The sequence below is a fragment of the Paenibacillus sp. FSL R7-0216 genome (assembly GCF_037969915.1).
GTDB classification, from domain to species: Bacteria; Bacillota; Bacilli; order Paenibacillales; family Paenibacillaceae; genus Fontibacillus; species Fontibacillus rhizolycopersici.
This window is the reverse complement of sequence record NZ_CP150222.1, coordinates 3,425,056-3,449,044: the sequence shown is the minus strand read 5'-3', so window position 1 is coordinate 3,449,044 and position 23,989 is coordinate 3,425,056. Positions and strand designations below refer to the sequence as shown.

At 53.5% G+C, this 23,989-nt stretch carries 18 protein-coding genes; all 18 read left to right on the top strand.

Features of this window, described 5'->3' with window-relative positions; translation table 11 throughout:
* The first annotated feature begins 19 nt into the window (after positions 1 to 19).
* The gene (locus MKZ15_RS15865; protein WP_339816884.1) at positions 20 to 2,263 is read left to right on the top strand and encodes a penicillin-binding transpeptidase domain-containing protein; all 2,244 of its coding nucleotides are present in this window, start codon (positions 20 to 22) and stop codon (positions 2,261 to 2,263) included.
* 85 nt (positions 2,264 to 2,348) lie between these two features.
* A complete protein-coding gene (locus MKZ15_RS15860) occupies positions 2,349 to 4,313 on the top strand; it encodes a stage V sporulation protein D (RefSeq protein WP_213622614.1) in 1,965 nt (654 codons plus the stop codon).
* 80 nt (positions 4,314 to 4,393) lie between these two features.
* Positions 4,394 to 5,884, top strand: a complete 1,491-nt coding sequence (locus MKZ15_RS15855) for a UDP-N-acetylmuramoyl-L-alanyl-D-glutamate--2,6-diaminopimelate ligase (RefSeq protein WP_339816883.1) — start codon at positions 4,394 to 4,396, stop codon at positions 5,882 to 5,884.
* Positions 5,881 to 7,284: a UDP-N-acetylmuramoyl-tripeptide--D-alanyl-D-alanine ligase gene (gene murF, locus MKZ15_RS15850; protein ID WP_339816881.1), complete on the top strand. Its 1,404-nt coding sequence runs from the start codon at positions 5,881 to 5,883 to the stop codon at positions 7,282 to 7,284. Before MKZ15_RS15855 ends, murF begins: the two co-directional genes overlap by 4 nt.
* A 23-nt stretch (positions 7,285 to 7,307) precedes the next feature.
* Complete coding sequence (gene mraY, locus MKZ15_RS15845) at positions 7,308 to 8,273, top strand: phospho-N-acetylmuramoyl-pentapeptide-transferase (protein ID WP_155607754.1); 966 nt, start codon at positions 7,308 to 7,310, stop codon at positions 8,271 to 8,273.
* A 3-nt stretch (positions 8,274 to 8,276) separates the two neighbouring features.
* Complete coding sequence (murD, locus tag MKZ15_RS15840; protein WP_213622611.1) at positions 8,277 to 9,701, top strand: UDP-N-acetylmuramoyl-L-alanine--D-glutamate ligase; 1,425 nt, start codon at positions 8,277 to 8,279, stop codon at positions 9,699 to 9,701.
* A 49-nt stretch (positions 9,702 to 9,750) separates the two neighbouring features.
* A complete protein-coding gene (gene spoVE / locus MKZ15_RS15835) occupies positions 9,751 to 10,848 on the top strand; it encodes a stage V sporulation protein E (protein WP_193416353.1) in 1,098 nt (365 codons plus the stop codon).
* A 4-nt stretch (positions 10,849 to 10,852) separates the two neighbouring features.
* On the top strand, positions 10,853 to 11,974 hold the full coding sequence (gene murG, locus MKZ15_RS15830) for an undecaprenyldiphospho-muramoylpentapeptide beta-N-acetylglucosaminyltransferase (protein WP_193416352.1): 1,122 nt from the start codon (positions 10,853 to 10,855) through the stop codon (positions 11,972 to 11,974).
* 213 nt (positions 11,975 to 12,187) lie between these two features.
* Positions 12,188 to 13,093: a UDP-N-acetylmuramate dehydrogenase gene (murB, locus tag MKZ15_RS15825; protein WP_339816879.1), complete on the top strand. Its 906-nt coding sequence runs from the start codon at positions 12,188 to 12,190 to the stop codon at positions 13,091 to 13,093.
* 16 nt (positions 13,094 to 13,109) lie between these two features.
* Positions 13,110 to 14,390, top strand: a complete 1,281-nt coding sequence (murA, locus tag MKZ15_RS15820; RefSeq protein ID WP_239483585.1) for a UDP-N-acetylglucosamine 1-carboxyvinyltransferase — start codon at positions 13,110 to 13,112, stop codon at positions 14,388 to 14,390.
* A 119-nt stretch (positions 14,391 to 14,509) separates the two neighbouring features.
* On the top strand, positions 14,510 to 15,277 hold the full coding sequence (locus tag MKZ15_RS15815) for an FtsQ-type POTRA domain-containing protein (RefSeq protein ID WP_339816878.1): 768 nt from the start codon (positions 14,510 to 14,512) through the stop codon (positions 15,275 to 15,277).
* Positions 15,278 to 15,520: 243 nt separating this feature from the next.
* Positions 15,521 to 16,771: a cell division protein FtsA gene (gene ftsA, locus MKZ15_RS15810; protein ID WP_155607747.1), complete on the top strand. Its 1,251-nt coding sequence runs from the start codon at positions 15,521 to 15,523 to the stop codon at positions 16,769 to 16,771.
* Between the two features lie 56 nt (positions 16,772 to 16,827).
* Positions 16,828 to 17,943 carry a cell division protein FtsZ gene (gene ftsZ / locus MKZ15_RS15805; RefSeq protein WP_155607746.1) on the top strand — a complete coding sequence of 372 codons (1,116 nt, stop codon included), beginning with the start codon at positions 16,828 to 16,830 and terminating at the stop codon, positions 17,941 to 17,943.
* Between the two features lie 192 nt (positions 17,944 to 18,135).
* On the top strand, positions 18,136 to 19,101 hold the full coding sequence (spoIIGA, locus tag MKZ15_RS15800) for a sigma-E processing peptidase SpoIIGA (protein WP_240908788.1): 966 nt from the start codon (positions 18,136 to 18,138) through the stop codon (positions 19,099 to 19,101).
* Between the two features lie 19 nt (positions 19,102 to 19,120).
* Positions 19,121 to 19,843 carry an RNA polymerase sporulation sigma factor SigE gene (gene sigE / locus MKZ15_RS15795; protein WP_155607744.1) on the top strand — a complete coding sequence of 241 codons (723 nt, stop codon included), beginning with the start codon at positions 19,121 to 19,123 and terminating at the stop codon, positions 19,841 to 19,843.
* A gap of 232 nt (positions 19,844 to 20,075) precedes the next feature.
* Complete coding sequence (gene sigG, locus MKZ15_RS15790; protein WP_036621413.1) at positions 20,076 to 20,858, top strand: RNA polymerase sporulation sigma factor SigG; 783 nt, start codon at positions 20,076 to 20,078, stop codon at positions 20,856 to 20,858.
* Between the two features lie 124 nt (positions 20,859 to 20,982).
* Positions 20,983 to 21,801: a MerR family transcriptional regulator gene (locus MKZ15_RS15785; RefSeq protein WP_155607743.1), complete on the top strand. Its 819-nt coding sequence runs from the start codon at positions 20,983 to 20,985 to the stop codon at positions 21,799 to 21,801.
* Positions 21,802 to 21,907: 106 nt separating this feature from the next.
* Positions 21,908 to 23,854 (top strand): FAD-dependent oxidoreductase, encoded by a 1,947-nt coding sequence (locus MKZ15_RS15780; RefSeq protein ID WP_155607742.1) that lies wholly within the window; start codon positions 21,908 to 21,910, stop codon positions 23,852 to 23,854.
* Positions 23,855 to 23,989: the final 135 nt, after the last annotated feature.

Sequence of the window (23,989 nt, the reverse complement as noted above, 5' to 3'; positions counted from 1 at the left end):
AGTCTAAAGAGGTTTTGCCATGATCAAGCGAATAAAGCTTCGAACACTGCTGATAGGGGGATGTATTACCCTCTTTTTTGCTGTATTGATGGGTAGAGCGTTCTGGTTGCAGGTTGTGCAGGCTGATTTTTGGCAGGCGCATGCAGAGGAACTCTGGTCAACCAAAAAGCCGCTGCCGGCGACACGGGGAACGATCACCGATCGAAACGGCGATGTTTTGGCGGTGGACGCTCCGGCCTATACGGTGGCCGTGAATCCTGAACTCTTAAACAAATACGACCTTCAGGACGAGGTGGTTGAAGGACTTGGCAAAGTCCTCGGGAAAGACGAGAACGAGTTGCGGGACATCGTAAACGCCAAGAAAGAATCCGGCGAGTATTTTACGCAACGCGAAGTTCGGAATGAAGGTTGGAAAATTGACCAGGACTTAAGAGACCAGGTACAAGCCTTCATCGGCGAGTTGAAAGAAAAACATCAAGACATGCAAGACGTCGGCATTTATATCATCAAGGATCAAAAACGCTATTATCCGAAGCAAAGCTTAGCTTCCCACGTTTTGGGTTATCTCGACCGTGAAGGTAAGGCGGTATCCGGACTCGAAGCTTTTTACGACGAGCAGTTGAAAGGCGTTGACGGTTCGATCGAATACAAGCGCGATGGTCGCGGAATCGAAATTCCGAAGGCGAGTGAGATTTATACGCCGGCGAAAAACGGGGATAATCTGAAGTTAACGATCGATTATACCATTCAATATTATATCGAGCAGGCGATGATAGAAGCTTACGCTCAGCTGCAACCAATCAGTATGACGGTGATCGCAGCCGATCCGAACACGATGGAAATTCTCGGCATGGCCAATATGCCTACATATAACCCAAACGAGTATTGGGCGGACGTCGATCAGAAGAATTTTTACAACCATGCGATCAAGTCGGTCTACGAGCCGGGCTCCACATTTAAAATCGTGACCTTGGCAGGAGCGGTACAGGACGGCTTGTTCAATCCGAACGCAACGTACATGTCCGGGAGCATCCGGGTACCGGGACAAACCATCCATGACTTGAAGCGATCCGGTTGGGGCGAGATCACTTATTTGGAGGGCGTCAAGCGCTCCAGTAACGTTGCTTTCGTCAAACTCGGTTACGAGATGCTGGGACCGGAAAGGCTGAAAACTTACGTTGACCAATTTGGATTCGGCAAAAAGACGGGCATCGAGCTTCCGGGCGAATCCAAAGGGATCGTGGATCCGGTACAGCAAGCCGACTTTGCGGCGATGGCATACGGTCACGGCAAGCTGCTCGTCACGCCGCTGCAGCAAATCGTAGCGGTATCGGCGATCGCCAACGGCGGAAAGCTGATGGAGCCCCATATCGTGAAGTCGATTACGGATCCGCAAACCGGTGAAGCGCAGGACACCAAACCCAAGGTCGTTCAACAGATCCTCACGCCGGAAAAGGCTAAAGAAGTTGGAACCTATTTGGAACAGGTCGTCTCGGACCAAAAGATCGGGACCGGACGCCACGCCTACATTGACGGCTACCGGATTGCCGGCAAGACCGGGACCGCGGTAAAAGTTGTGAATGGACAATACGACTATACGAAGCAGGTCGTGTCGTTTATTGGCTACGCGCCGGTGGACGATCCGAAAATTGCGGTCATCGTTTTGATCGACGAACCGAAGGATTCCGAGCTGGGCGGGGGAACCGCAGCGGCTCCGGTATTCAAGAAGATCGTGAATCAAACGCTGCAGTACATGGGAGTTCCGAAAAAATTGGAAGGCGCGGCCGATGCGCAGTTGAAGACCAGCGTTACGGGGCCGAAGGTGCCTGACGTGGGCGGTCTTGCGGTCCAGCAGGCGAAAGATAAGCTGACGGCAAGCGGCATTTCCTATGCCACTTATGGGAAAGGGACGGAAATTATTTCCCAATTCCCTAAGGCGGGAAGTACGCTGAAAACCGGACAATTCGTTTACCTGCTCACGGAGAAAGGATCGGATATCAACGTGCCGAACCTGCAAGGCGAATCGCTGCGCGATGCGATGGAACTGCTGTCCGTGCTGCAGATCCCGGTCACAGCGGAAGGTGAAGGGTATGTCGTTTCACAGGAAGTCGTTAATGAAAACGGAGGGAGACGTGTCATTCTTACACTGGAACCTCCTGACAAAGAGGAAGTATCTACCGACGACGGACAGACGGAAGATACCGGCACCGATGGCGGAGAAGGCGATGGTACGGGCGGAAATGCGGTCCAGGACTCGCCATAGCTTGTTCTAACCCCTGGTTGTCCTGAATAGTCATGTGATGAGTACACTCATGATGAGGTTTCAGGATGGGTTAGGAGGGCGACCTGTGAAAGTATCCAAGTTTACCGTCAGACGAAGATTGTTCTGGCTGTTAATGGTGTTGTGTTTGCTGTTTGCGGCTCTGGCCGTACGTCTTGCCTACGTTCAAATCGGAAAAGGCGCCGAATTGTCTGCCAAAGCGGAGGATTCCTGGCGCCGAAACATTCCCTATTCGGCAAAACGCGGTGAAATCAGCGACCGTAACGGCAACGTGCTCGCTTATAATATTACGACGCCAACGGTGATGGCCATTCCGGTGCAGATTAAGAATCCGGAGCAAACGGCCAAGAGCCTGGCGCCACTGCTTGGGATGACCGAGGAATCGGTTCTGAAGTCGATCACCAAGAGACAATCCATAGTCAGGCTGCAACCCGGCGGACGCAAAATTACGATGGAAAAAGCGCAGCAAATTCGTGATTTGGCTCTTCCGGGTATTGTTGTCGCTGAAGATAATAAGCGCTACTACCCATTTGGCGGACTTGCCGCACATATTTTGGGCTTTACCGGCGGGTACAACCAGGGGTTGACCGGTGTGGAAAGTAAATACGACAGCTTACTCAGCGGGATGAACGGCAGCGTATCTTATTTGTCCGACGCCGGCGGGCGGTTAATGCCGGGCTCCTCAGAGAAATATGTAGAGCCGAAGGACGGCTTGAATCTCAACTTGACGATCGACAAAACGATCCAGAGCATTATCGAACGCGAGCTGGATCAGGCCATGGACCGGCTGCAAGCCGATTCGGCGCTGACGATCGCGATGAATCCGAAGACGGGCGAAATCCTCGGCATGGCCGCCAGACCGGGGTACGAGCCGGGAGCCTACCAGGAATACGATTCGGCGGTTTATAACCGGAATTTACCGATCTGGATGACCTACGAGCCAGGTTCCACGTTCAAGATCATTACACTGGCGGCGGCATTGGAAGAGAAGAAGGTCGACCTACTGAATGACCGGTTCTTCGATCCCGGTTACGTCAAGGTCGGCGGAGCGACGCTCCGCTGCTGGAAGAAAGGCGGCCACGGCAGTCAAACGTTCCTTCAAGTTGTGGAGAACTCCTGCAACCCCGGTTTCGTAGCCTTAGGCCAACGGCTGGGTAAAGAAACGCTGTTCCAGTATATCAAAAACTTCGGGTTCGGCAGCAAAACAGGGATTGATCTGAATGGGGAAGAAAACGGGATTTTGTTTAAGCTGCCCCAAGTTGGCCCCGTCGAACTGGCGACAACCTCGTTCGGACAAGGCGTATCGGTCACGCCGATTCAGCAAATTACCGCGGTGTCCGCGGCGATTAACGGAGGCAAGCTGTTCAAGCCTTTCGTCGCCAAGTCGTGGACGAATCCGGATACGGGCGAGGTCGTTTCCGAGACAAAACCGCAGCTGGTGCGGCAGGTGATTTCGGAGGAGACCTCCAAGCAGATCCGCACGGCGCTGGAAAGCGTCGTAGCCAACGGGACAGGCGGGAACGCGTTTATCGATGGTTACCGGGTCGGCGGTAAAACGGGGACGGCGCAAAAGGTCGTGAACGGACGTTATTCGCAAAATGAACATATCGTTTCGTTTATCGGCTTCGCTCCGGCAGACGATCCGCAAATCGTCGTTTATACCGCAGTCGATAACCCGCAGGGCATCCAGTTCGGCGGCGTGGTGGCAGCGCCGATCGTACGTAACATCATGGAAGACGCGCTGGAATATATGAAGGTTCCGCCGCGTCAACAGCAGGTCACGAAGAAATACAAATATGGGGAGATCCCGATCGTTACGGTGCCTGACCTTATCGGTCACACGACGCAAGAGATCTACGAGGATATGAACATGAACTTTAATCTAGCTAGATCCGGCGCTGGCAACGTGGTCATTAACCAAGCGCCGAAAGCGGGATCTCGGGTGGAGAAGGGCTCTACCATCCGCATCTACATGGGCAGTGAAGCTGAAGCAGAACTACAACATGATCATAATCCGATCACAAGTGAATAATATTCCTGAACTGAGCAATTTTTGGTGATAATATAGAATGAGTGTGTAGAGCACGTAGTTGAAAGACGGAGGGGTATCCTATGCTGCTTAAGGAACTGGCAACTTATTTAATGGCTTCGCAGATCAGAGGGGATGGGGAAACGTCCTGCACAGGGATCGCCATCGATTCGCGCAAGGTAGAACCGGGAGATCTGTTTATCTGCCTTCCCGGCCACACCGTGGATGGTCATGATTATGCTCGGCAGGCTGCTGAGCAAGGCGCGACTGCTCTTGTAGTGGAACGTTGGCTGGATAACGCCGGGCTGCCTCAGCTTAAGGTGAAGGACAGCCGACTGGCGATGGCTGTGCTTGGAGGCGTGTTTTTCGGTTCGCCGAGCTCGCGTCTGAAGGTGATCGGCGTGACCGGCACGAACGGCAAGACGACCACGACCTATCTGATTGAGCGGATTTTGCAGGATCAGGGCCGGGAAACGGGCTTGATCGGCACGATCCAACGCCGGTTTGCCGGGCAAACCTATCCAATGTCGGGAACAACGCCGGAATCGCTTGAACTGCAAAATTATTTGCATGATATGGCCAAAGGCGGCGGAGAGTATTGCGTGATGGAGGTATCCTCCCATGCGCTGGACCAGGGCCGTGTCAAAGGCACTCGCTTCCGTACCGCCGTATTCACGAACTTGACCCAGGATCATCTGGACTATCATAAAACGATGGAGGACTACCGGGGGGCCAAGGCGTTGTTCTTCTCCCGGCTTGGCAATACGTATGCGGAGAACCCGGAGGAGCGCAGCTATGCGGTGCTGAACGCCGACGACCCGGCAAGTGCTTTCTTTGCCAAACAAACGGCGGCGGAAGTAATCACGTATGGGGTGGAGCAAGAAGCGGATGTGCGAGCCTCAAACATCTCCATTACCGCCCGGGGGACGTTCTTCCATGTAGATTCGTTCTGCGGCAGCACGGATATCTCTTTGCGGATGGTTGGCAAATTTAATGTCTACAATGCGTTGGCGGCCATCTCCGCAGCTTTGCTGGAGGGCATTCCGCTGGAGCAGATCAAAGCTAGCCTCGAATCCGTCAAAGGCGTAGAGGGTCGGGTGGAGGCCGTCGACGAAGGTCAAGAATTCGCCGTGATCGTCGATTACGCACATACTCCGGACGGCTTGGAGAACGTGTTGCGCACGGTAAATGAATTCGCTAAAGGGCGGGTCATTTGCGTGTTCGGCTGCGGCGGGGACCGGGATCGTACGAAACGACCGATTATGGGACGCATTGCCGCGAAATACGCGCAGCAGGTGATTGTCACCTCCGACAATCCGCGGACCGAAGATCCGGATGCGATTTTGCGTGATATCGAGCAGGGATTGCTAGACGACAGCGTAGATCAAGAGCGTTACGAGTTGATCGTCGACCGCCGCGAAGCCATCCAAAAGGCTATTGAAATGGCAAGCCGTGAGGATGTAGTATTGATTGCGGGGAAGGGACATGAAACCTACCAATTGATCGGATCCAAGGTGCTCGATTTTGATGATCGAATCGTAGCAAAAGAAGCGATAAGGGGTTTGGCAAAGTGATTAGAAGAAACTTAGCGGAAATTGCCGCGATGTGCGGCGGACAGATTCGAGAGGCGGGCGATGCCGGCATCCTGGTGCGAGGCGTGGTTACGGACTCCCGGCAAATAACGGAAGGCTGTTTGTTTGTACCGCTGGCGGGAGAACGGTTCGACGGCCATGATTTCGCCGCGGACTGCCTGCAGGCGGGAGCAGGCGCTTGCCTATGGGCTCGATCGAAGGGAACGCCGCCGGGTCCGGCCGTACTCGTGGACGATACGCTGATCGCGCTGCAGGCGCTGGCCAAATCGTACTTAACCGAAACCGGGGCCAAGGTGGTCGGCATCACCGGGAGCAATGGGAAGACGACAACCAAAGACCTGGTATACGCTCTCTTGTCTACAACCTATAAAGTGCATAAAACCAAAGGGAACTTTAACAACCATATCGGCCTTCCGTTGACGCTTCTGGCCATGCCAGAGGATACGGAAATCGTCGTGCTCGAAATGGGCATGAGCGGCCGTCATGAAATCGAGTTGCTCTCGAAACTGGGCGAACCCGAAACGGCGGTGATCACCAACATCGGTGAATCCCACCTGCAGCAGCTCGGCTCCCGGGAGGAGATCGCAAGGGCTAAGCTGGAGATCCTGGCGGGCATGAAGGCGGGGGGGCTATTCGTATACAATGGGGACGAACCTCTGATCCCTCAGGTGTTGGCCGAGCCGTCCACTGCGAAGCCGGAAGGGCTGCAAACAGCAACGTTTGGGCTTCAACCGGGAAATGACGCCTATCCAACCGGCATTCTCTTCACCGACAATCGAACATTGTTTACGCCGCATGGCAGCGAAGGGGAGCCGCCGTTTGAGCTGCCGCTCTTAGGTGAGCATAACGTCACCAACGCGCTCGCCGCAATTACCATTGCCCGTCACTACAAGGTGAACGAGTCGGCGATCCGCGAAGGCTTCAGCAACGTGGAGCTCACCGGGATGCGCATCGAGGTCGTTGTCGGCCGCAGCGGCATTACAATCCTGAATGACGCCTATAACGCTAGTCCCACCTCCATGAAGGCGGCAATCGGCGTTTTGGATCATATGAAGGGGTACCGCAAGAAGGTAGCTGTGCTTGGCGATATGCTGGAGCTTGGCGCTTCTGAGTTGGAGTACCATCATGGGATCGGAGAAATGTTGACGCCGGGCATGGCGGATCTGCTGTTCGCTTACGGCCCGCTCTCCCGCCAAATCGCCGAAGGAGCCAAGAAACAGATGGACCCGGACTGCATTTTTGCATATACTGATAAGTCTGAACTGATCCGTAAGCTGGTTTCACTGCTGCATCCGCAGGACGTCGTCTTGGTTAAGGCTTCCCGAGGCATGAAACTCGAAGAAGTCGTCGAAGCGATCAAAACTAGCGAGCTCACACCATAATACCAGCGAAAGGGGGGGATCCCATGGATTTTGGACTTATCTTGTTAACGATCGGCGTATCCTTTATTCTGGCGGTCATCTCGGCTCCGCTGGTGATTCCGCTGCTGAGACGGCTCAAATTCGGCCAGCAAATCCGCGGCGAAGGGCCGCAAAGTCACTTGAAAAAGGCCGGAACGCCAACGATGGGCGGCATGATCATTCTATTGGCGTTTACGCTGGCCTATCTGAAATTTTCGGTCGTGAATACCGACTTCTATGTGCTCTTGGTCGCTACACTTGGCTTTGGGCTGGTTGGGTTTCTCGATGATTACATCAAAATTGTGTTTAAACGGTCTTTGGGTCTCACGCCCAGACAGAAATTGATTGGACAATTGCTATTCTCCGGCATCATGTGCGTTTTGCTGATCTCGGAAGGCCACAGCACCGCGATCAGCGTTCCGGGAACGCAGTTTGCGTTGGATTGGGGGCCGTGGTTCTATTATCCGTTTATTGTCATTATGATGATGGCGGTGACCAACGCGGTTAATTTTACCGACGGGGTGGACGGCTTGCTGTCCGGCGTCAGCGCGATTGCATTGGGTGCGTTTGCGGTGATCGCCATGCAGGTGACCTCGCTTCCAGCTGCAGTTTGCGCGGCGGCCATGATCGGTGCCGTGTTGGGCTTCCTCGTATTTAACGCCCACCCGGCCAAGGTGTTCATGGGCGATACCGGTTCGCTGGGCATCGGCGGGGCGATCGGAGCGATTGCCATCGTTACCAAAACCGAGCTGCTGTTCCTGGTGATCGGCGGAATCTTCGTGATCGAAATGCTGTCCGTCGTCATTCAAGTGGTCTCATTTAAGACGCGCGGCAAACGGGTATTTAAAATGAGCCCGATCCACCATCACTTCGAGTTATCCGGATGGTCGGAATGGCGTGTCGTCGTTACGTTTTGGTCGGTTGGACTGGTGTTGGCGATCATTGGACTTTACTTGAACAAGGGGTTGTAAAAGATGAATCATCCAGAAGATTACCGGGGGCGTCAAGTCGTCGTTCTCGGTTTGGCGAGAAGTGGCGTTCAGGTCGCCAAAACCCTGCACAACTATGGCGCCCTCATTACGGTCAACGATAAAAAGGAAAGAGATCAGTGTCCCGAAGCATCCGAATTGGAGGCTTTGGGAATTTCTGTTGTATGCGGCGGTCACCCGGAGGGGTTGATCCATGAAGGGATTTCGCTGGTTGTCAAAAACCCTGGAATCCCATACACCGCTCCTCCTGTGGCCCGCGCGCTCGAGCTTGGCATCGAGGTAGTAACGGAGGTCGAGGTAGCCTATTTGCTTAGCCCGGCACCAATCCTCGGCATCACCGGTTCCAACGGGAAGACGACGACGACAACCTGGATCGGCAACATGCTGGAGGCCGCTGGGATGAGACCGATTGTCGCCGGAAATATCGGAACTCCACTGTGTGAGGCTGCGGAGGAGGCGGATGCAGGCAACTGGCTTGTCGCCGAGCTGAGCAGTTTTCAGTTGAAGGGCACGAGGGAGTTTCGACCTGAAGTAGCTTGCCTATTGAATGTCGCGGAAACGCATCTGGATTACCACGGAACGATGGAGGATTACATCTCGTCAAAAGCCAAGCTGTTCGCGAACCAACGAAAAACCGACCGCGCCGTCATCAATTGGGACGACCCTGTGTGCCGGGAGCTTGTGCCCTATATTCACGCGCAGCTGATTCCCTTCTCGATGGCCGAGGAATTGAAATCGGAGGGCGTCTATGTCCAGCCGGCGTACATACCGGACGTAGAGGATGGGTTGGTCCGTCGCATCATGTATCGAGGAGCCGACGGCGAGGTGCGCAGTATCGTCGATATCGCCGATATCGCCTTGCCGGGGCGCTTTAACGTCGAGAACGCGCTGGCGGCCGTTGCGGCGTCGATTGCCGCAGGAGCTGCGCCCGAGGCGCTAGCTGAGCCGCTGCGGACCTTCCGCGGCGTGGAGCATCGCTTGGAGTACGTGGACGAGAAGCAGGGCGTCGCGTACTATAACAACTCCAAAGCGACCAATTCGAAGGCGACGGTCATGGCCCTGGGCGCGTTGCAAGCGCCGATCGTATTGATCGCCGGCGGTTTGGATCGGGGTTCCGATTATATGGAACTGCTGCCGGTTTTCAAAGAGAAGGTGAAAGCCGTCGTTACCCTCGGCCAGACGAAGGAAAAAATCGCTAGAGTTGCCGAGCTGGCGGGTCTAGCGAACATCGTGCTGGTCGATACTGTGGACAGCGCCGCGGAAACGCTGCGTACCGCGCTGAAGGAGGCGTCCGGCCTGGCGGAGCAGGGAGACGTGGTTCTACTCTCGCCGGCATGTGCCAGCTGGGATATGTTCCCTTCCTATGAAGAGCGTGGACGCATTTTTAAAGAGGCGGTGCATACCCTTTAAGTAGGGGGGTGGAAAAGCCCCTACTTTCTGTCAAGAGGTGGCATCCACGATGGGCAAGAGCCGTACTGCGCCGGACTTTTGGCTGGCGGCCAGCATTCTAGGACTGCTGGCGATCGGAATCGTGATGGTATACAGCGCGGGTTCGGTACTCGCTTTCCATGATTACGGCGATTCATTTTATTTTGTCAAAAGACAGCTGTTGTTTGCCGTGCTCGGATTAATCGCGATGGTTCTGATGATGAATCTGGACTACCGCTTGCTGCGGAAATACGCCAAAATCGGGCTGTTTCTCTGTTTTGCCCTGCTCGTCATCGTGCTGATTCCCGGTATCGGGGTCGTGCGCGGAGGGGCGCGCAGCTGGCTGGGGATCAGCTCGTTTGGCATCCAGCCGTCCGAGTTCATGAAGCTGGGGATGATTTTGTTTCTATCCTACTGGCTCAGCAAAGAAGATTACAAGATCACGCATTTTACCCGAGGTTTGCTGCCGCCGCTTGGCATCATCGGACTCGCCTTCGGCTTGATCATGCTGCAGCCCGATTTGGGGACAGGCACGGTGATGCTGGGCGCGTCCCTGTTAATTGTGTTTACCGCAGGCGCGCGCATTCGGCATTTGGCCGGCTTGGCTGCGGTGGGCGGGTTAGGTTTCGTTGGCTTGATCCTGGCAGCGCCTTACCGGCTGAAACGCATCACCGCCTTCCTGGACCCGTGGTCGGATCCATTGGGCGCGGGTTATCAGATCATTCAGTCGCTGTACGCGATCGGACCGGGAGGTTTGGCCGGGTTGGGGCTCGGAATGAGCCGGCAAAAATACAGTTATGTGCCGGAGCCGCAAACGGATTTTATTTTCTCCATCCTAGCCGAGGAGTTGGGCTTTATTGGCGGACTCTTAGTCCTGTTGTTGTTTTTGATTTTGGTGTGGCGCGGCATGCGCGTGGCAATGACGATCGAGGATACCTTTGGCAGCTTGCTGGCTGTCGGTATTGTCGGGATGGTCGGCGTACAGGTCGTGATCAACATCGGCGTCGTTATCGGCCTCATGCCGGTCACCGGCATAACGCTGCCGCTGATCAGTTACGGGGGGTCGTCGCTTACGCTGATGCTGACCGCGCTAGGCATTTTACTTAATTTATCCCGTTACGCGAGGTGAGGATATGCGCGTCGTACTTAGCGGCGGCGGAACCGGGGGTCACATCTACCCGGCACTAGCCGTCGCCAGCCAATGCGCCGAGGAATTTCCCGGATCCGAGTTTTTGTACATTGGAGGCAAGCGCGGGTTGGAAAGCTCGCTGGTCCCCAAGCAGGGAATTCCGTTTGAAGCGATTGATATTACCGGCTTCCGTCGGAAGCTGTCGTTCGATAATGTGAGAACGATCATGCGTTTTCTCAAGGGAGTGCAGACGTCCAAAAAGCTACTTAGAGAGTTTAAGCCCGACGTAGTCATCGGAACAGGCGGTTATGTCTGTGGTCCGGTCGTTTATGCCGCGGCCAAGCTGGGTATCCCTAGCATCATCCATGAACAGAATGCCATACCGGGTTTGACGAACCGGTTCTTGAGCAAATACGTGTCGACGGTTGCCGTCAGCTTCGAGGGATCGGGTTCCGCATTTCCTTCGGCCCGACATGTCGTATACACGGGGAATCCGCGAGCAACTACCGTTTACGCAGCGGATAAACGAAAGGGCTTCGAAACTCTTGGGCTACCGGAATCCAGCTTCGTCGTGCTGGTCGTCGGTGGCAGTCGCGGCGCCAAAGCGATCAATGAAGCGATGGTAGAGATGGCACCGTTGTTGAAGCAATCGGAGCATTTACAATTCGTTTATGTGACCGGGGACAGCTACTATACCTCGACGGTGGAAGCGATCAAGGCGAAGACCGGTGAATTGCCCGCCAATTTGCAAGTCCTTCCTTATGTACACAACATGCCGGAGGTCCTGGCCTGCACTTCGTTGATCGTAAACCGCGCCGGGGCTTCTTTTTTGGCGGAAATTACGGCGCTGGGCATTCCAGCTATCCTGATTCCTTCGCCGAACGTCACAAACAACCACCAGGAGAAAAACGCCCGCACGCTGGAGAGCTCTGGTGCGGCGGAGGTGATTCTGGAGCCGGAACTGACGGGGGGCAGCTTGTATGCATCTATAGAGCGCGTGATGAACGATCTGCCACGGCATACCGCCATGTCAACTGCCTCTCGTGCGCTAGGTAAGCCGGATTCCGCCCATCTCGTTGTAGAGCAGATGCGGAGACTGTCGCAAAACCGTCAAAGCCGCAGCTAGTGGCGGACAGCCTGGTTCCCATGGTCTGGGCGATTGTCACACTCTCCGTGAGGGAGGCATAAGATACTCTATAAATCGTGACAACCAAGCGGGGAGGGCTATCCCCCTCCGCGGGACCCGGGCTCCGGCAGTCGTTGACTGCCGATTTGGAACAGCGGCACCCGGCGTTTGACGCCGAAGGAATCCGCCATACAAGTCAAGGAGGGTTATACGATGCAGCAGTGGATATCACATTTGACCAGGCTGGAAGCCTTAGAGGTCTTGCCGAATGAGCCAATGTCAAAGTACACAACATGGAAAATCGGCGGACCGGCGGATGCGATGGTCGTTCCGGAGAATTCCCAACAGCTTGCTAAGCTGATGCGTCTACTCTATGCGGAGGGAATTCCGTGGATGATCATCGGAAAAGGCTCCAATCTCCTTGTTTCTGACAAGGGAATCCGAGGCTGTGTCATTCGGTTGGGAGCGGGGCTGGAACAGATTGCTTTCACCGGCACGGAAGTCTGCGCTGGAGGCGGGGCGTCCGTCGTCAGACTCAGCATCATGGCGGGCAAAGAGGGGTTAACCGGGCTGGAATTTGCCGGAGGAATCCCGGGAACGGTCGGCGGCGCCGTCTACATGAATGCTGGTGCCCACGGGTCCGATGTGTCACGTATATTTAAATCCGCTGACATTGTTCTGGAGACTGGTGAATTGGTCACATACACAGCGGAGGATATGAAGTTTGCCTACCGGCATTCCGTCCTGCATGAACAGCGAGGGATCGTGGCACAGGCATGTTTTTCGCTTGCCGTGGGCGATCGGCTGGAAGTCGCGGCGGCTATGGCGGCCTATAAGGACCGTCGCCGTAAAACGCAGCCGCTGACGCAGCCTTGCGCAGGCAGCGTATTTCGCAATCCCCCCGGAGATCATGCCGCGAGGCTGGTCGAAGCGGCGGGACTCAAAGGGACGAAAGTCGGCGGGGCCGAAGTATCCACGCTGCACGCCAATTTCATCGTCAATACCGGGCAAGCGACAGCAGAGGACGTTCTTGCGCTCATGGAGCAAGTCAAGGCCACCGTCCAAGGCAAGTTCGGCGTGGCGCTGGTGCCGGAGGTCTTCTTCGTGGGTGAACGGTAAACTCGGAGGTGATACATTGGACAAATTGGTGATCGAAGGCGGGAAACCCCTATCAGGAACCATTCGTATCCATGGAGCGAAAAATGCCGCACTGCCGATTCTGGCCGCATCGCTGTTGGCGGAAGGCAAAGTACAACTTCGAAATGTCCCCCGCCTGCTCGATATTGATGTCATGTTAGGTATCCTCGGCCGATTGGGCTGCAGAGCCGTCCATTTGGGAGATACGGTGACCGTAGATACGTCAGGAGCGGACTCCAGCCATGTGCCGGAAGATTTGATGAAACAGATGCGCTCTTCCATTTTTTTGATGGGGCCGCTCCTCGCGCGTTTCGGGGAAGTGTGCATTTATCAACCGGGCGGCTGTGCGATCGGAGAACGGAAAATCGATCTGCATTTGAAGGGACTTGAAGCTTTAGGGGCGAAGATTGAGGAGTACGATCAGCAAATTTGGTGCAGAGCCGGAAAACTGATCGGTACGGATATCCATTTGGATTTTCCCAGCGTAGGTGCGACCGAGAACATCATGATGGCTGCTGCGCTGGCCGAAGGAACCACCATTATAACCAATGCGGCGCGGGAGCCGGAGATTCAAGATTTGCAGAACTTTTTGAATGCCATGGGCGCAAGCATTATCGGCGCCGGGACCGACACGATTACGGTCAAAGGGGTGGAACGACTTCTCCCTTGCGATTACGAGATTATCCCAGACCGTATCGTTGCAGGAACGGCATTGATTGCCGTCGCCGCAACCCGCGGCAGCGTGACCCTCACCCATAGCAACCCTTCGCATCTGGTATCCCTGCTGCATGTGCTGAAGCGGGCTGGTGTTCAAATCGGAGTGACGGATGATATAATAACGTTGAGCAGCGCGGGCCGCCCCAAAGCGGTTGAGCGGATCGTCACATCACCTTACCCTTCATTTCCTACCGATCTACAGTCTCAGGTGATGGTGCTGTTATCTTTAGCAGATGGTTTGAGCGTCATGAAGGAGACCGTGTTCGAAGGCCGGTTCAAGCATGTCGACGAGCTTGTCCGCATGGGGGCCGATATTACGGTGGACTTGAATTCTGCGTTCATTCGCGGGGTTCCCCGGCTTTACGGCGCGACCGTGGAAGCGACCGATTTGCGAGCAGGTGCGGCGCTGGTCATCGCTGGTTTGGCAGCCCAAGGGCAAACGGTGGTTGAGCAAGTTCATCATATTGACCGCGGCTACGATCGGATTGAAACGATGTTTCAGCGTTTAGGTGGCGTAGTGCGCCGAGAGTCTCCTGCCATGCGGCAGTTGGATTTGGCCTAAGCTGAAAGGCTTTTTGTTTTCGCGAACCTTCATTGGTGATAGCCCAAAACTTTTGTCCCCTCCCCTGGAGGGGATAATAGGCTTTGTAATACTTATTCAGAAAGTTGCGGAGAAATGACATGCCAAAAGCAAATGTACCCGTCCTAAAAGAACCCGCGCCTAAGAAGAAAAGCGGCCGGAAAATCAAAACGATTCTCATCTTGCTGTTCCTCGCCCTGCTGTGCGTCCTTTTCTTTCGTTCATCTCTTAGCAAAATTTCCGCAATTACGTTTGAAGGCAATACGTATACGACCGAAGCGGAACTCCTAGGCGTTACCGGCCTTCAGGTCGGTTCCCCGTTCTTTGCTGTCAGCGCGGATCATATCGCCCGCAAGCTGGAAGACGTTTCCTCGGTGAAGCAGGCGACAGTGGACAAGACGTTTCCCGGCAGCGTGAATATTCGTATCGAGGAATATCCAATCGCGGCCTATGCATTGACCAGAGAAGGTAAACTGCAGGGGTTACTCGCCAATGGGACGCGAATCGAACTCAAGGACGGATCGATGCCGGTGGACAAGCCAATCTTGACCGGTTGGAAGGCGGATGACGAAAGTCTGGTCAAACTTTGCCGAACGTTGTCGCAAATTCCGGACGAGCTGACCGCCGATATTTCCGAGATTGTCCCATCGCCTACGTTATCCTATCCGGACCGGATTAAGCTCTATACGAGGTCCAAATTTGAAATCATCTCGGCTACTTCGCTTCTGGCTAAAAAAGCGGAATACATGAACGAGATTCTGCAAACCCAGGACCCCGGTAAGCTGACGATGCTCGATGCCGATTCCTATGTTCCCTACTCCACGGCGGAGAACGAGAACGATGGACAAAATGATACTACTCATGATTGAAAAACAATGTTAAAATACATTTTATGGGCTAGTTGACGTTCTCCCTCTTTTTTCTTCTAATTTTGCAGATATGGCCAGGATCCTATTCCGTAGGATCATCGAACTTCCGCCTATTGGATGTAAAACTTGGAAGTCAAAAAATTTGTAGAAAAAAGAGGGAAAGGTTAAATGGCGTTGAATTAAGTAGATAGTGAATCTAACACGGTAAGTATATTTGATGGGGAAATAGGAGGTGCCAGGGGCTTGAGCAACAATGACATCATTGTTAGTTTGGACATCGGTACATCCAAAGTTCGTGCTATTATTGGGGAAATTAGTAATGGAACCTTTAATATTATTGGGGTTGGATCTGCCGACTCGGAAGGAATACGAAAAGGCGCGATTGTAGATATTGACCAGACGGTGCAGTCGATTCGCAGCGCTGTGGATCATGCGGAACGGATGGTAGATATTCAGATATCGGAAGTGTATGTCGGCATTTCGGGAAATCACATCGGACTCCAAACGAGCCACGGGGTAGTAGCCGTACAAAACGAAGACCGAGAGATCGGTGAAGAGGACATTGAACGTGTCCTGAAGGCAGCCGAAGTTATTGCGCTGCCGCCGGAACGCGAAATCATCGATGTTGTAGCCAAACAGTATATCGTAGACGGGTTGGAAGGCATTTCGGATCCGCGCGGTATGATCGGCGTGCGACTGGAAGTTGAAGCGACGATTGTCACGGGATCCAAAACGGCGATTCATAACTTGCTTCGCTGTGTGGAGAAGGCCGGACTTAAGATTCGCGATCTGGTTTTGCTGTCGTTAGCATCGGGACAATTGGCGTTGTCAAAGGACGAAAAAACGATGGGATCCGTCCTGGTGGACATCGGTGCGGGTTCCACAACGATCGCTGTATTCGAAAGCGGCACGATCGTAGCGACATCCACGCTTCCGATTGGGGGAGAATTTATAACGAACGACATTGCTTACGGACTCCGGACGTTAACGGACCACGCGGAAAAAGCGAAGCTGAAATACGGCTGCGCTGCGATCGAGGACGCGGCGTCGGACGTGACCTTCAAGGTGACGCGGATCGGAAGCAATGTGGACAAGGAGTTTACGCAGGAGGATCTGGCCGCTATTGCGGAGCCACGTGTACAGGAGATTTTCCAACTGATTCGTCAGGAAGTGAAACGTCTTGGCTACAGCGAGCAGCCGGGGGGATATATCCTCATCGGCGGAACCGTATCTATGCCGGGACTGCTCAAGATTGCCCAGCAGGAGCTGGAAGCTTCCGTACGGATTGCCGTGCCCGATTTCATCGGCGTTCGCGATCCGGCTTTTACCGGCGGGGTAGGGATTTTGCATAAGGTCATTAAGAACATACGTGTCCGCAGCAGCGCAAGTCCCAAGAAGAACGCGAACCGGAGCAAGGCTCCGGGACCGCAGGAAACCGCTCGGAAGACGGGCTTGATGGAACGACTTAAGAACTTGTTTAGCGAATTTATATAGTGGTTTAGGAATGATGCACGGGCCATCCATGCATATTGAGGGGGAGATGGAAGAGTATGTTGGAATTTGATTTCGAAATGGAGAGCTTGGCACAGATCAAGGTAATCGGGGTTGGCGGCGGCGGTAGCAACGCCGTGAACCGGATGATCGAGAACGGTGTGCAGGGCGTGGAATTTATTACGGTCAACACGGACGCTCAAGCGCTGCATTTGGCCAAGTCTGAGCATAAATTGCAAATCGGGGACAAGCTTACCCGCGGTCTAGGCGCCGGTGCTAATCCGGATGTCGGTAAGAAAGCGGCGGAAGAATCCCGCGATTTGATCGCCAATACGTTAAAGGGCGCGGACATGGTCTTCGTAACCGCTGGCATGGGCGGCGGAACCGGGACCGGTGCTGCACCGGTCATCGCCGAGATCGCCAGAGAATGCGGCGCGCTGACGGTTGGCGTCGTAACCCGTCCGTTTACCTTTGAGGGCCGTAAGCGCTCTTCGCAAGCAGAACTCGGTATCGAAGCCTTGAAAGAGAAGGTCGATACCCTGATCGTGATTCCGAACGACCGTTTGCTTGAGATTGTGGATAAGAAAACGCCGATGCTGGAAGCGTTTCGCGAAGCGGACAACGTATTGCGTCAGGCGGTTCAAGGGATTTCCGACCTGATCGCTGTGCCGGGTCTGATCAACCTCGACTTTGCCGACGTGAAGACGATCATGACCGAACGCGGCTCCGCCTTGATGGGTATCGGTCTTGCGACCGGCGAGAACCGTGCAGCTGAAGCTGCGCGTAAAGCGATCATGAGTCCGCTGCTCGAGACTTCGATCGAAGGCGCGCGCGGTGTCATAATGAACATAACCGGCGGGGGCAACTTGTCACTGTACGAGGTAAATGAAGCCGCCGAGATCGTAATTTCCGCTTCCGATCCGGAAGTGAACATGATCTTTGGTGCGATCATTGACGAGAACATGAAGGAAGAGATCAAAGTGACGGTGATCGCCACGGGGTTTGAGAACAAGCCGCTGCCTAACCGCAAGCCGGCGGCATCCGCTCCTGGCGCGCCAGAACCGCAGGATTCCCGTCAAGCTTCCACGCTGAGACCTTTTGGCAACCAGCCTAGCGGCGACCAACTGGATATTCCGACGTTTCTCCGTAACCGTTCGCGGAACAATAACGAATAGGTTATCAATCTTTAGATGTCTTCCCCAAGACCTTGTCCCGAAGTTGGACAAGGTCTTTTTTCTACGCCCCGATGATGCGAATCTCTTCGGTTATGTCGACAAAAATAGTGGCATTCTACTTTCAATTTTAGACAGACTTTCTCGTTCGTTCTCTTTATACTGATAACCATCTACCCAGGCAGGTGAATGCCGTTGATTGTCTATATCGATCTCCTATTCCTCATGAACCTATTGATCGATGCAAGCTTACTCCTGGTCACGGCTTGGATGCGAAAGCAAAAAATCATCTTCTGGCGTCTGGCCTTGTCGGCAGGCGTTGGAGCGATGTACGTCGTGATGATGTTTTTGCCGGAGCTCTCGTTTTTGTACACGTTTCTGGTGAAGTTTCTATTCTCTGTCGTGATGCTTTGGCTCGCATTCGGATTTGGAAGTTTGCAAAATTACTTAAGGAATATGGGAGCTTTTTATATTGTCAATTTTGCGGCGGCCGGCGGGATACTGGGAGTGCATTATTTGCTGCAGGACTCTGGTGAAATCTGGAGTGGGATTTGGTATTCGGCGTCCGGCGGGCTTTCGTTTTCGATCAAAATCGGAGCGTTCTTTATCCTGGTATGTTTTTTTGTCGTTTTGTTTTGGTTTAAACGGGTGATCGCTGCACGCCAGCGTCAGGAGCGGATTCACTCCTTTTTGGCCGAGATGGAGGTGCGTATCGGAGATACGACGATTGCCTGCACGGGATTGATCGACACAGGCAATCAGTTAACGGATCCGCTCAGCCGGCTTCCGGTAACGGTGATGGAAGCTTCGCTTTGGGAGCGGGTTCTCCCCCCATCGTATCGGGGGAAGCTGGCTGACGAGCGTGCGGACAACCTCATCCTGGAGTTGACGGAAGCCGGTGATTTTCCTTGGCCGGAGCGGTTGCGGCTGGTTCCTTATCGGGGCATCAACAAAGGCACGCAATTTATGCTGGCGCTCAAACCTGATGAGGTGACGGTGCGTCTGGAAGGACGGGAACATCGTACGACTCGGGTGCTGATCGGCTTGGACGGGGGGCGATTATCGACGGAAGGAACTTACCGGGCGATCGTTCATCCCGCCCTGATTGAGTCAGCGGAGACGAAGGATAACTCAGACACCATCAGTAAAACGGGAACGTAACTTAGGAGGACATGAAACCATGCATGTTAAGTGGAAAATGATGCTGCGGCTCCAGTATTACCGGCTGCTGTTTCTTTTTGGGCTAAAAAGCGAAGAAATCTATTATATCGGGGGTAGCGAAGCGCTGCCACCTCCCTTAACGCGCGAAGAGGAAGAATACTTGCTTCAGCGACTGCCTAGCGGCGATTCGGCGATTCGGGCCATGTTGATCGAGCGCAACCTGCGACTCGTCGTATATATCGCCCGGAAGTTCGAGAATACGGGAATTAACATTGAGGACTTGGTATCCATCGGTGCGATCGGGTTGATCAAGGCGGTCAACACTTTTGACCCTGAGAAGAAGATCAAGCTGGCCACCTACGCTTCTCGATGCATTGAGAACGAAATTCTGATGTATTTGCGCCGGAACAGCAAAATTCGCACCGAGGTGAGCTTTGATGAGCCGCTTAACATCGATTGGGACGGCAACGAGCTGCTACTCTCCGACGTCTTAGGCACGGAGAACGATACGATCTATCGTAACATCGAAGAGCAGGTAGACCGCAAGCTGCTGCACAAAGCGCTCGACAAATTGACCGAGCGGGAACGCATGATCATGGAGCTGCGGTTCGGTCTGGTCGACGGAGACGAAAAGACGCAAAAGGATGTGGCCGATCTGCTAGGCATCTCGCAATCGTACATTTCGCGCTTGGAGAAACGTATCATAAAACGGCTGCGCAAGGAATTTAACAAGATGGTCTAAATGCGGTATTCAAACAGTCAGGTTTACAGGACTGAGCAGGTTGGATGAAGTTAGGGACTGAGTAGCGGAGCGTACATGGGGGTACGTGAGCAACGGAAGGCTCGGCTGAATTCATGATTCGACGTCGAATCGGCTTCGAGATTTTGCTTGGTCATGGAAAGATGGCTGCGGAATAAAAATGCAGTCCCGGGAGATACTGTTCATTAGTTTCTCCTTGGGAGGTTTAGACACGATGACCCGAAACAAAGTCGAAATTTGCGGTGTCGATACCGCAAAATTGCCCGTTCTAACCAATGCGGAAATGCGTGAATTGTTCCACTCGTTGCAGCAGGACCACGTAAGATCAGCCAGAGAAAAGTTAGTAAATGGCAATCTGAGACTCGTGCTGAGCGTCATCCAACGGTTCAACAATCGGGGGGAGTATGTGGACGACCTGTTCCAGGTTGGCTGCATCGGACTCATGAAAGCCATCGATAATTTCGATTTATCGCAAAACGTCAAATTCTCTACTTACGCCGTGCCGATGATTATTGGGGAAATCCGGCGTTACCTTCGGGACAACAACCCGATCCGCGTCTCTCGCAGTCTGCGAGACATCGCCTATAAGGCGCTGCAAATGCGGGACAACCTGACCAACCAGAACTCGCGCGAGCCCACGATTTTTGAAATCTCAGAGGCATTAGGCTTGCCGAAGGAAGACGTTGTCTTTGCCCTCGACGCCATCCAAGATCCGGTCTCCTTGTTCGAACCGATCTACCATGATGGCGGTGACCCGATCTACGTGATGGATCAAATCAGCGATGACAAGAACAAGGACGTTTCCTGGATCGAGGAGATCGCCCTGCGCGAAGCGATGCAGCGGTTGGGCCGCCGCGAGAAAATGATCTTGTCCATGCGTTTCTTTGAAGGAAAAACGCAAATGGAGGTTGCCGACGAAATAGGGATCTCCCAGGCTCAAGTGTCCAGGCTCGAGAAATCCGCCATTTTACAAATGCAAAAGCATGTGAAGTCGTAAGTCCGGTCCCTGCGGGGACCTTTTTTAATGTGAACATTCCCATATCTCGATTCTCTTCTCCTTCGGTATCATAGAAGTGATGCGATAGGCTTGCGGACGTGAGATACGCTAGGAGGGAAGGAACATGAAATATTGCATTGGCGAGTTTTCCTCGCTGCTGGGCATCACCCGGGATACGCTAAGGTTGTATGAAAAGCATGACATCGTCAAGCCGATGAAGGATCGTCACAACAGTTACCGCTATTTCAACGACCTTGATGCTCGGGATCTATTGATGAGCCGTTGGTATCGAAGCCTGCAGATTCCGCTGCAGGACGTAGCTGAACTAATTCAAAACGCCTCGCTTGACGACATTCTCGATAAGATGGAGAACAGCAAGCAGGAGCTGACGGAAGAGATTCGCAAAAGCACAATGTTGCTGCATAAGCTAAACGAATTGAGCCGAGAAGTTCAGAGTATGGAGAATCGGCTATACCAATGCACGCTTGTGGAAAGGCCGGGACTTTATCGATTAAAGCAAACGGATAAAAACAACCTGCTGAACACGAAGGGTTTGGAAGGCACTATAAACACTTTGATGGAACTGTTGCCTTACTCTTTTTATTGCTTCCGCATCGAGCAGAACTCCATCAAATCGGAGGAGGAGCTTTTGGATTACAGCTGGGGCTTGTCAATCTCGGATGAAGACGTGCGTGAGCTTGGGATTGGATTAGACGAGCATCTGGAGCATATTCCTCCGTCCCGTTGCGTGTCTTCGGTGATTTTGTCGCCGCAGAGCGAGCACCTTTCCATAGAGGCATTCCGATTTATGCTGGATTACATGGTTGAACATCAATATGTAATTTCCGGCGCGACAACCGGACGGTTGATGTTGACCGAAAATCATGAAGGCCAGAAACGATCTTTCTTGGAAATACATATCCCTATTGAGGAATCCTATTGACCTTGGTGCCGCACCAAGGTTTATGCTTGTAGAGAAGCCTTAGTTCATCCGTTTATGTGAAAACAATCACAAATGGCTTCAATATGCAGTAAGGGGAGAAGAGGGAATGCGCAGCAATCGTTTTAACAAAATGCTCATGTTTTCCATCTGCATCGTATTGGTCGCATCGATGTTCGGCTGGGGGTGGCAATCCGGGAAGCTGGTAAACAGCCCTTCAACAGCGGCGGCGGCCTCGGCATTTAAAGCCGGGACGTATACCGGAGAAGCCGAAGGCAAAGACGGCGTGATCAAGGTGCAAGTGACGATGGAGCAAGCGGATCGGATCAAAGATATCAAAATCCTCAGTCAAACCGAAACCGAAGGTCTGGGCGATTCGGCGCTAAACAAAGTCAAGGAGCAAATCCTGGCTAACCAATCGCTGGCCATTGACGCGGTAAGCGGTGCAAGCGTATCGAGCGATGCCATGCTGAAAGCGGTAGAGAACGCCGTGAAGAAAGCAGGCGGCGATGTGAACGCTTTGAAATCGGTTAGCGTCAAGAAACCTGGCGTAGGCAAGACGGAGAAGCTCCAAGCGGACGTCGTTGTCGTTGGCGCTGGTGCTTCCGGCGTATCGGCAGCGGTGACGGCAGCGGACAAAGGGGCTAAAGTCGTGATCATCGAAAAGACCGGTGTGATCGGCGGTGCCAGCAACCTGTCTTGGGCAGGTAAATTCTATAACTCTTCCGCCGCGGTTGACGGCGGGTTAAAGGTGAACGTGGAACAGGAAATCTCCAACTGGATCGTCAATAACCACTGGAGAGTGGATGCGGCGGCTGTCCGCCAATACGTCACGAAATCCGGGGACACTTACGATTGGCTGAAGAGCAAAGGTTACGTTACGACCTTTATGAACTTTGGCGGAGAACAGCTTCATCTGCTTCCGGCTTATAACACCCGCGAACAGACGCTTCGCAAGATGCTGGCAGCTTCCGTAGAGAAGAACGGCGGCAAGGTCATTACCGAAACGACCGCGAAGAAACTGATGACCGACGCGAAAGGAACCGTAACCGGCGTCGTAGCGGAGAAGGCGGATGGAACAACGCTGGAAATCAGCGCAAAAAGCGTCGTCATGGCGACGGGCGGATACGCTGGCAATAAAGAAATGGTGAAGGAAGCCTTTGGCTTTGAGGGCGTTAACGGCGGACTCGCGCAGAACATTGGCGAAGGTCTGAAAATGTCCTGGGCGGCAGGCGCGAAGGTCCCGGATAACTTCGGCGGGCAAATGCTGCACCAGACGTTGGCCAGAGCGACCGGAGATTTGAAGAAGCAGTATACGTCTTTTGAAGCGACCTATCCAATGATGTTGAGTTATCTGCCTACTTTGATGAACGTCGGTCCTTCGGGAGCCCGGTTCAGAGACGAGACGGCTACCCTAACGGCGGTTGCGGCAGCCAATACAAGCGCCTTTAACGGGCCTTACCATCTGGTGATCGTTTCACAATCACAGCTGAAAGCTTTGGAATCGAAGGGCATGAACGGCGTTAACGCGTCGAAGTTACCTGGACTTCCTCCCGAATTTTATGCGGATTTCAAGGATGAGTTCAAGCTGGACACCCCTTGGAAAAACGTCGTATCCGTATTCGATACGATGGTGAAAAACGGAGACGGCTATAAAGGCAACACGATCGAGGAATTAGCCAAAAACGCCGGAATGGACGTAGAAGTGTTCAAGGATGCATTTAATAAATACACCCAAGCAACCAAAACTGGCGTAGACACAGAATTTGGCAAAACCAAAGATTATTTACTGCCAATGGGCGAAGGCCCATACTACGCGATCATTGCCGAGATCAACAACCTGGGTTCGGTTGGCGGCTTGCTCGTAAACCCTAAATTCCAAGTGCTGAACGACAAACGCGTGCCGGTGAAAGGACTTTATGCCGTCGGGCTTGAATCCGAAGGTGTGCTGTTTAATGACACTTACGTCGGCAATGGCGTAGGCATTGGCTATTCGTTCACTTCCGGACGTCTGGGCGGCGAAAACGCGGCTGCCGGGGCGCTGGGCAAAAAATAGAAAAAGATAGAACGTGACTGATCAAAGGACGGCTTCTTCCGGTATCAAACGATTCCGGAGGGGCAGTCCTTTTTTTCATTGCCGGAGCGTCTCTTTTCCCGTGGCCAAGGGCGCATGCGCCGAATTCCTCGCACA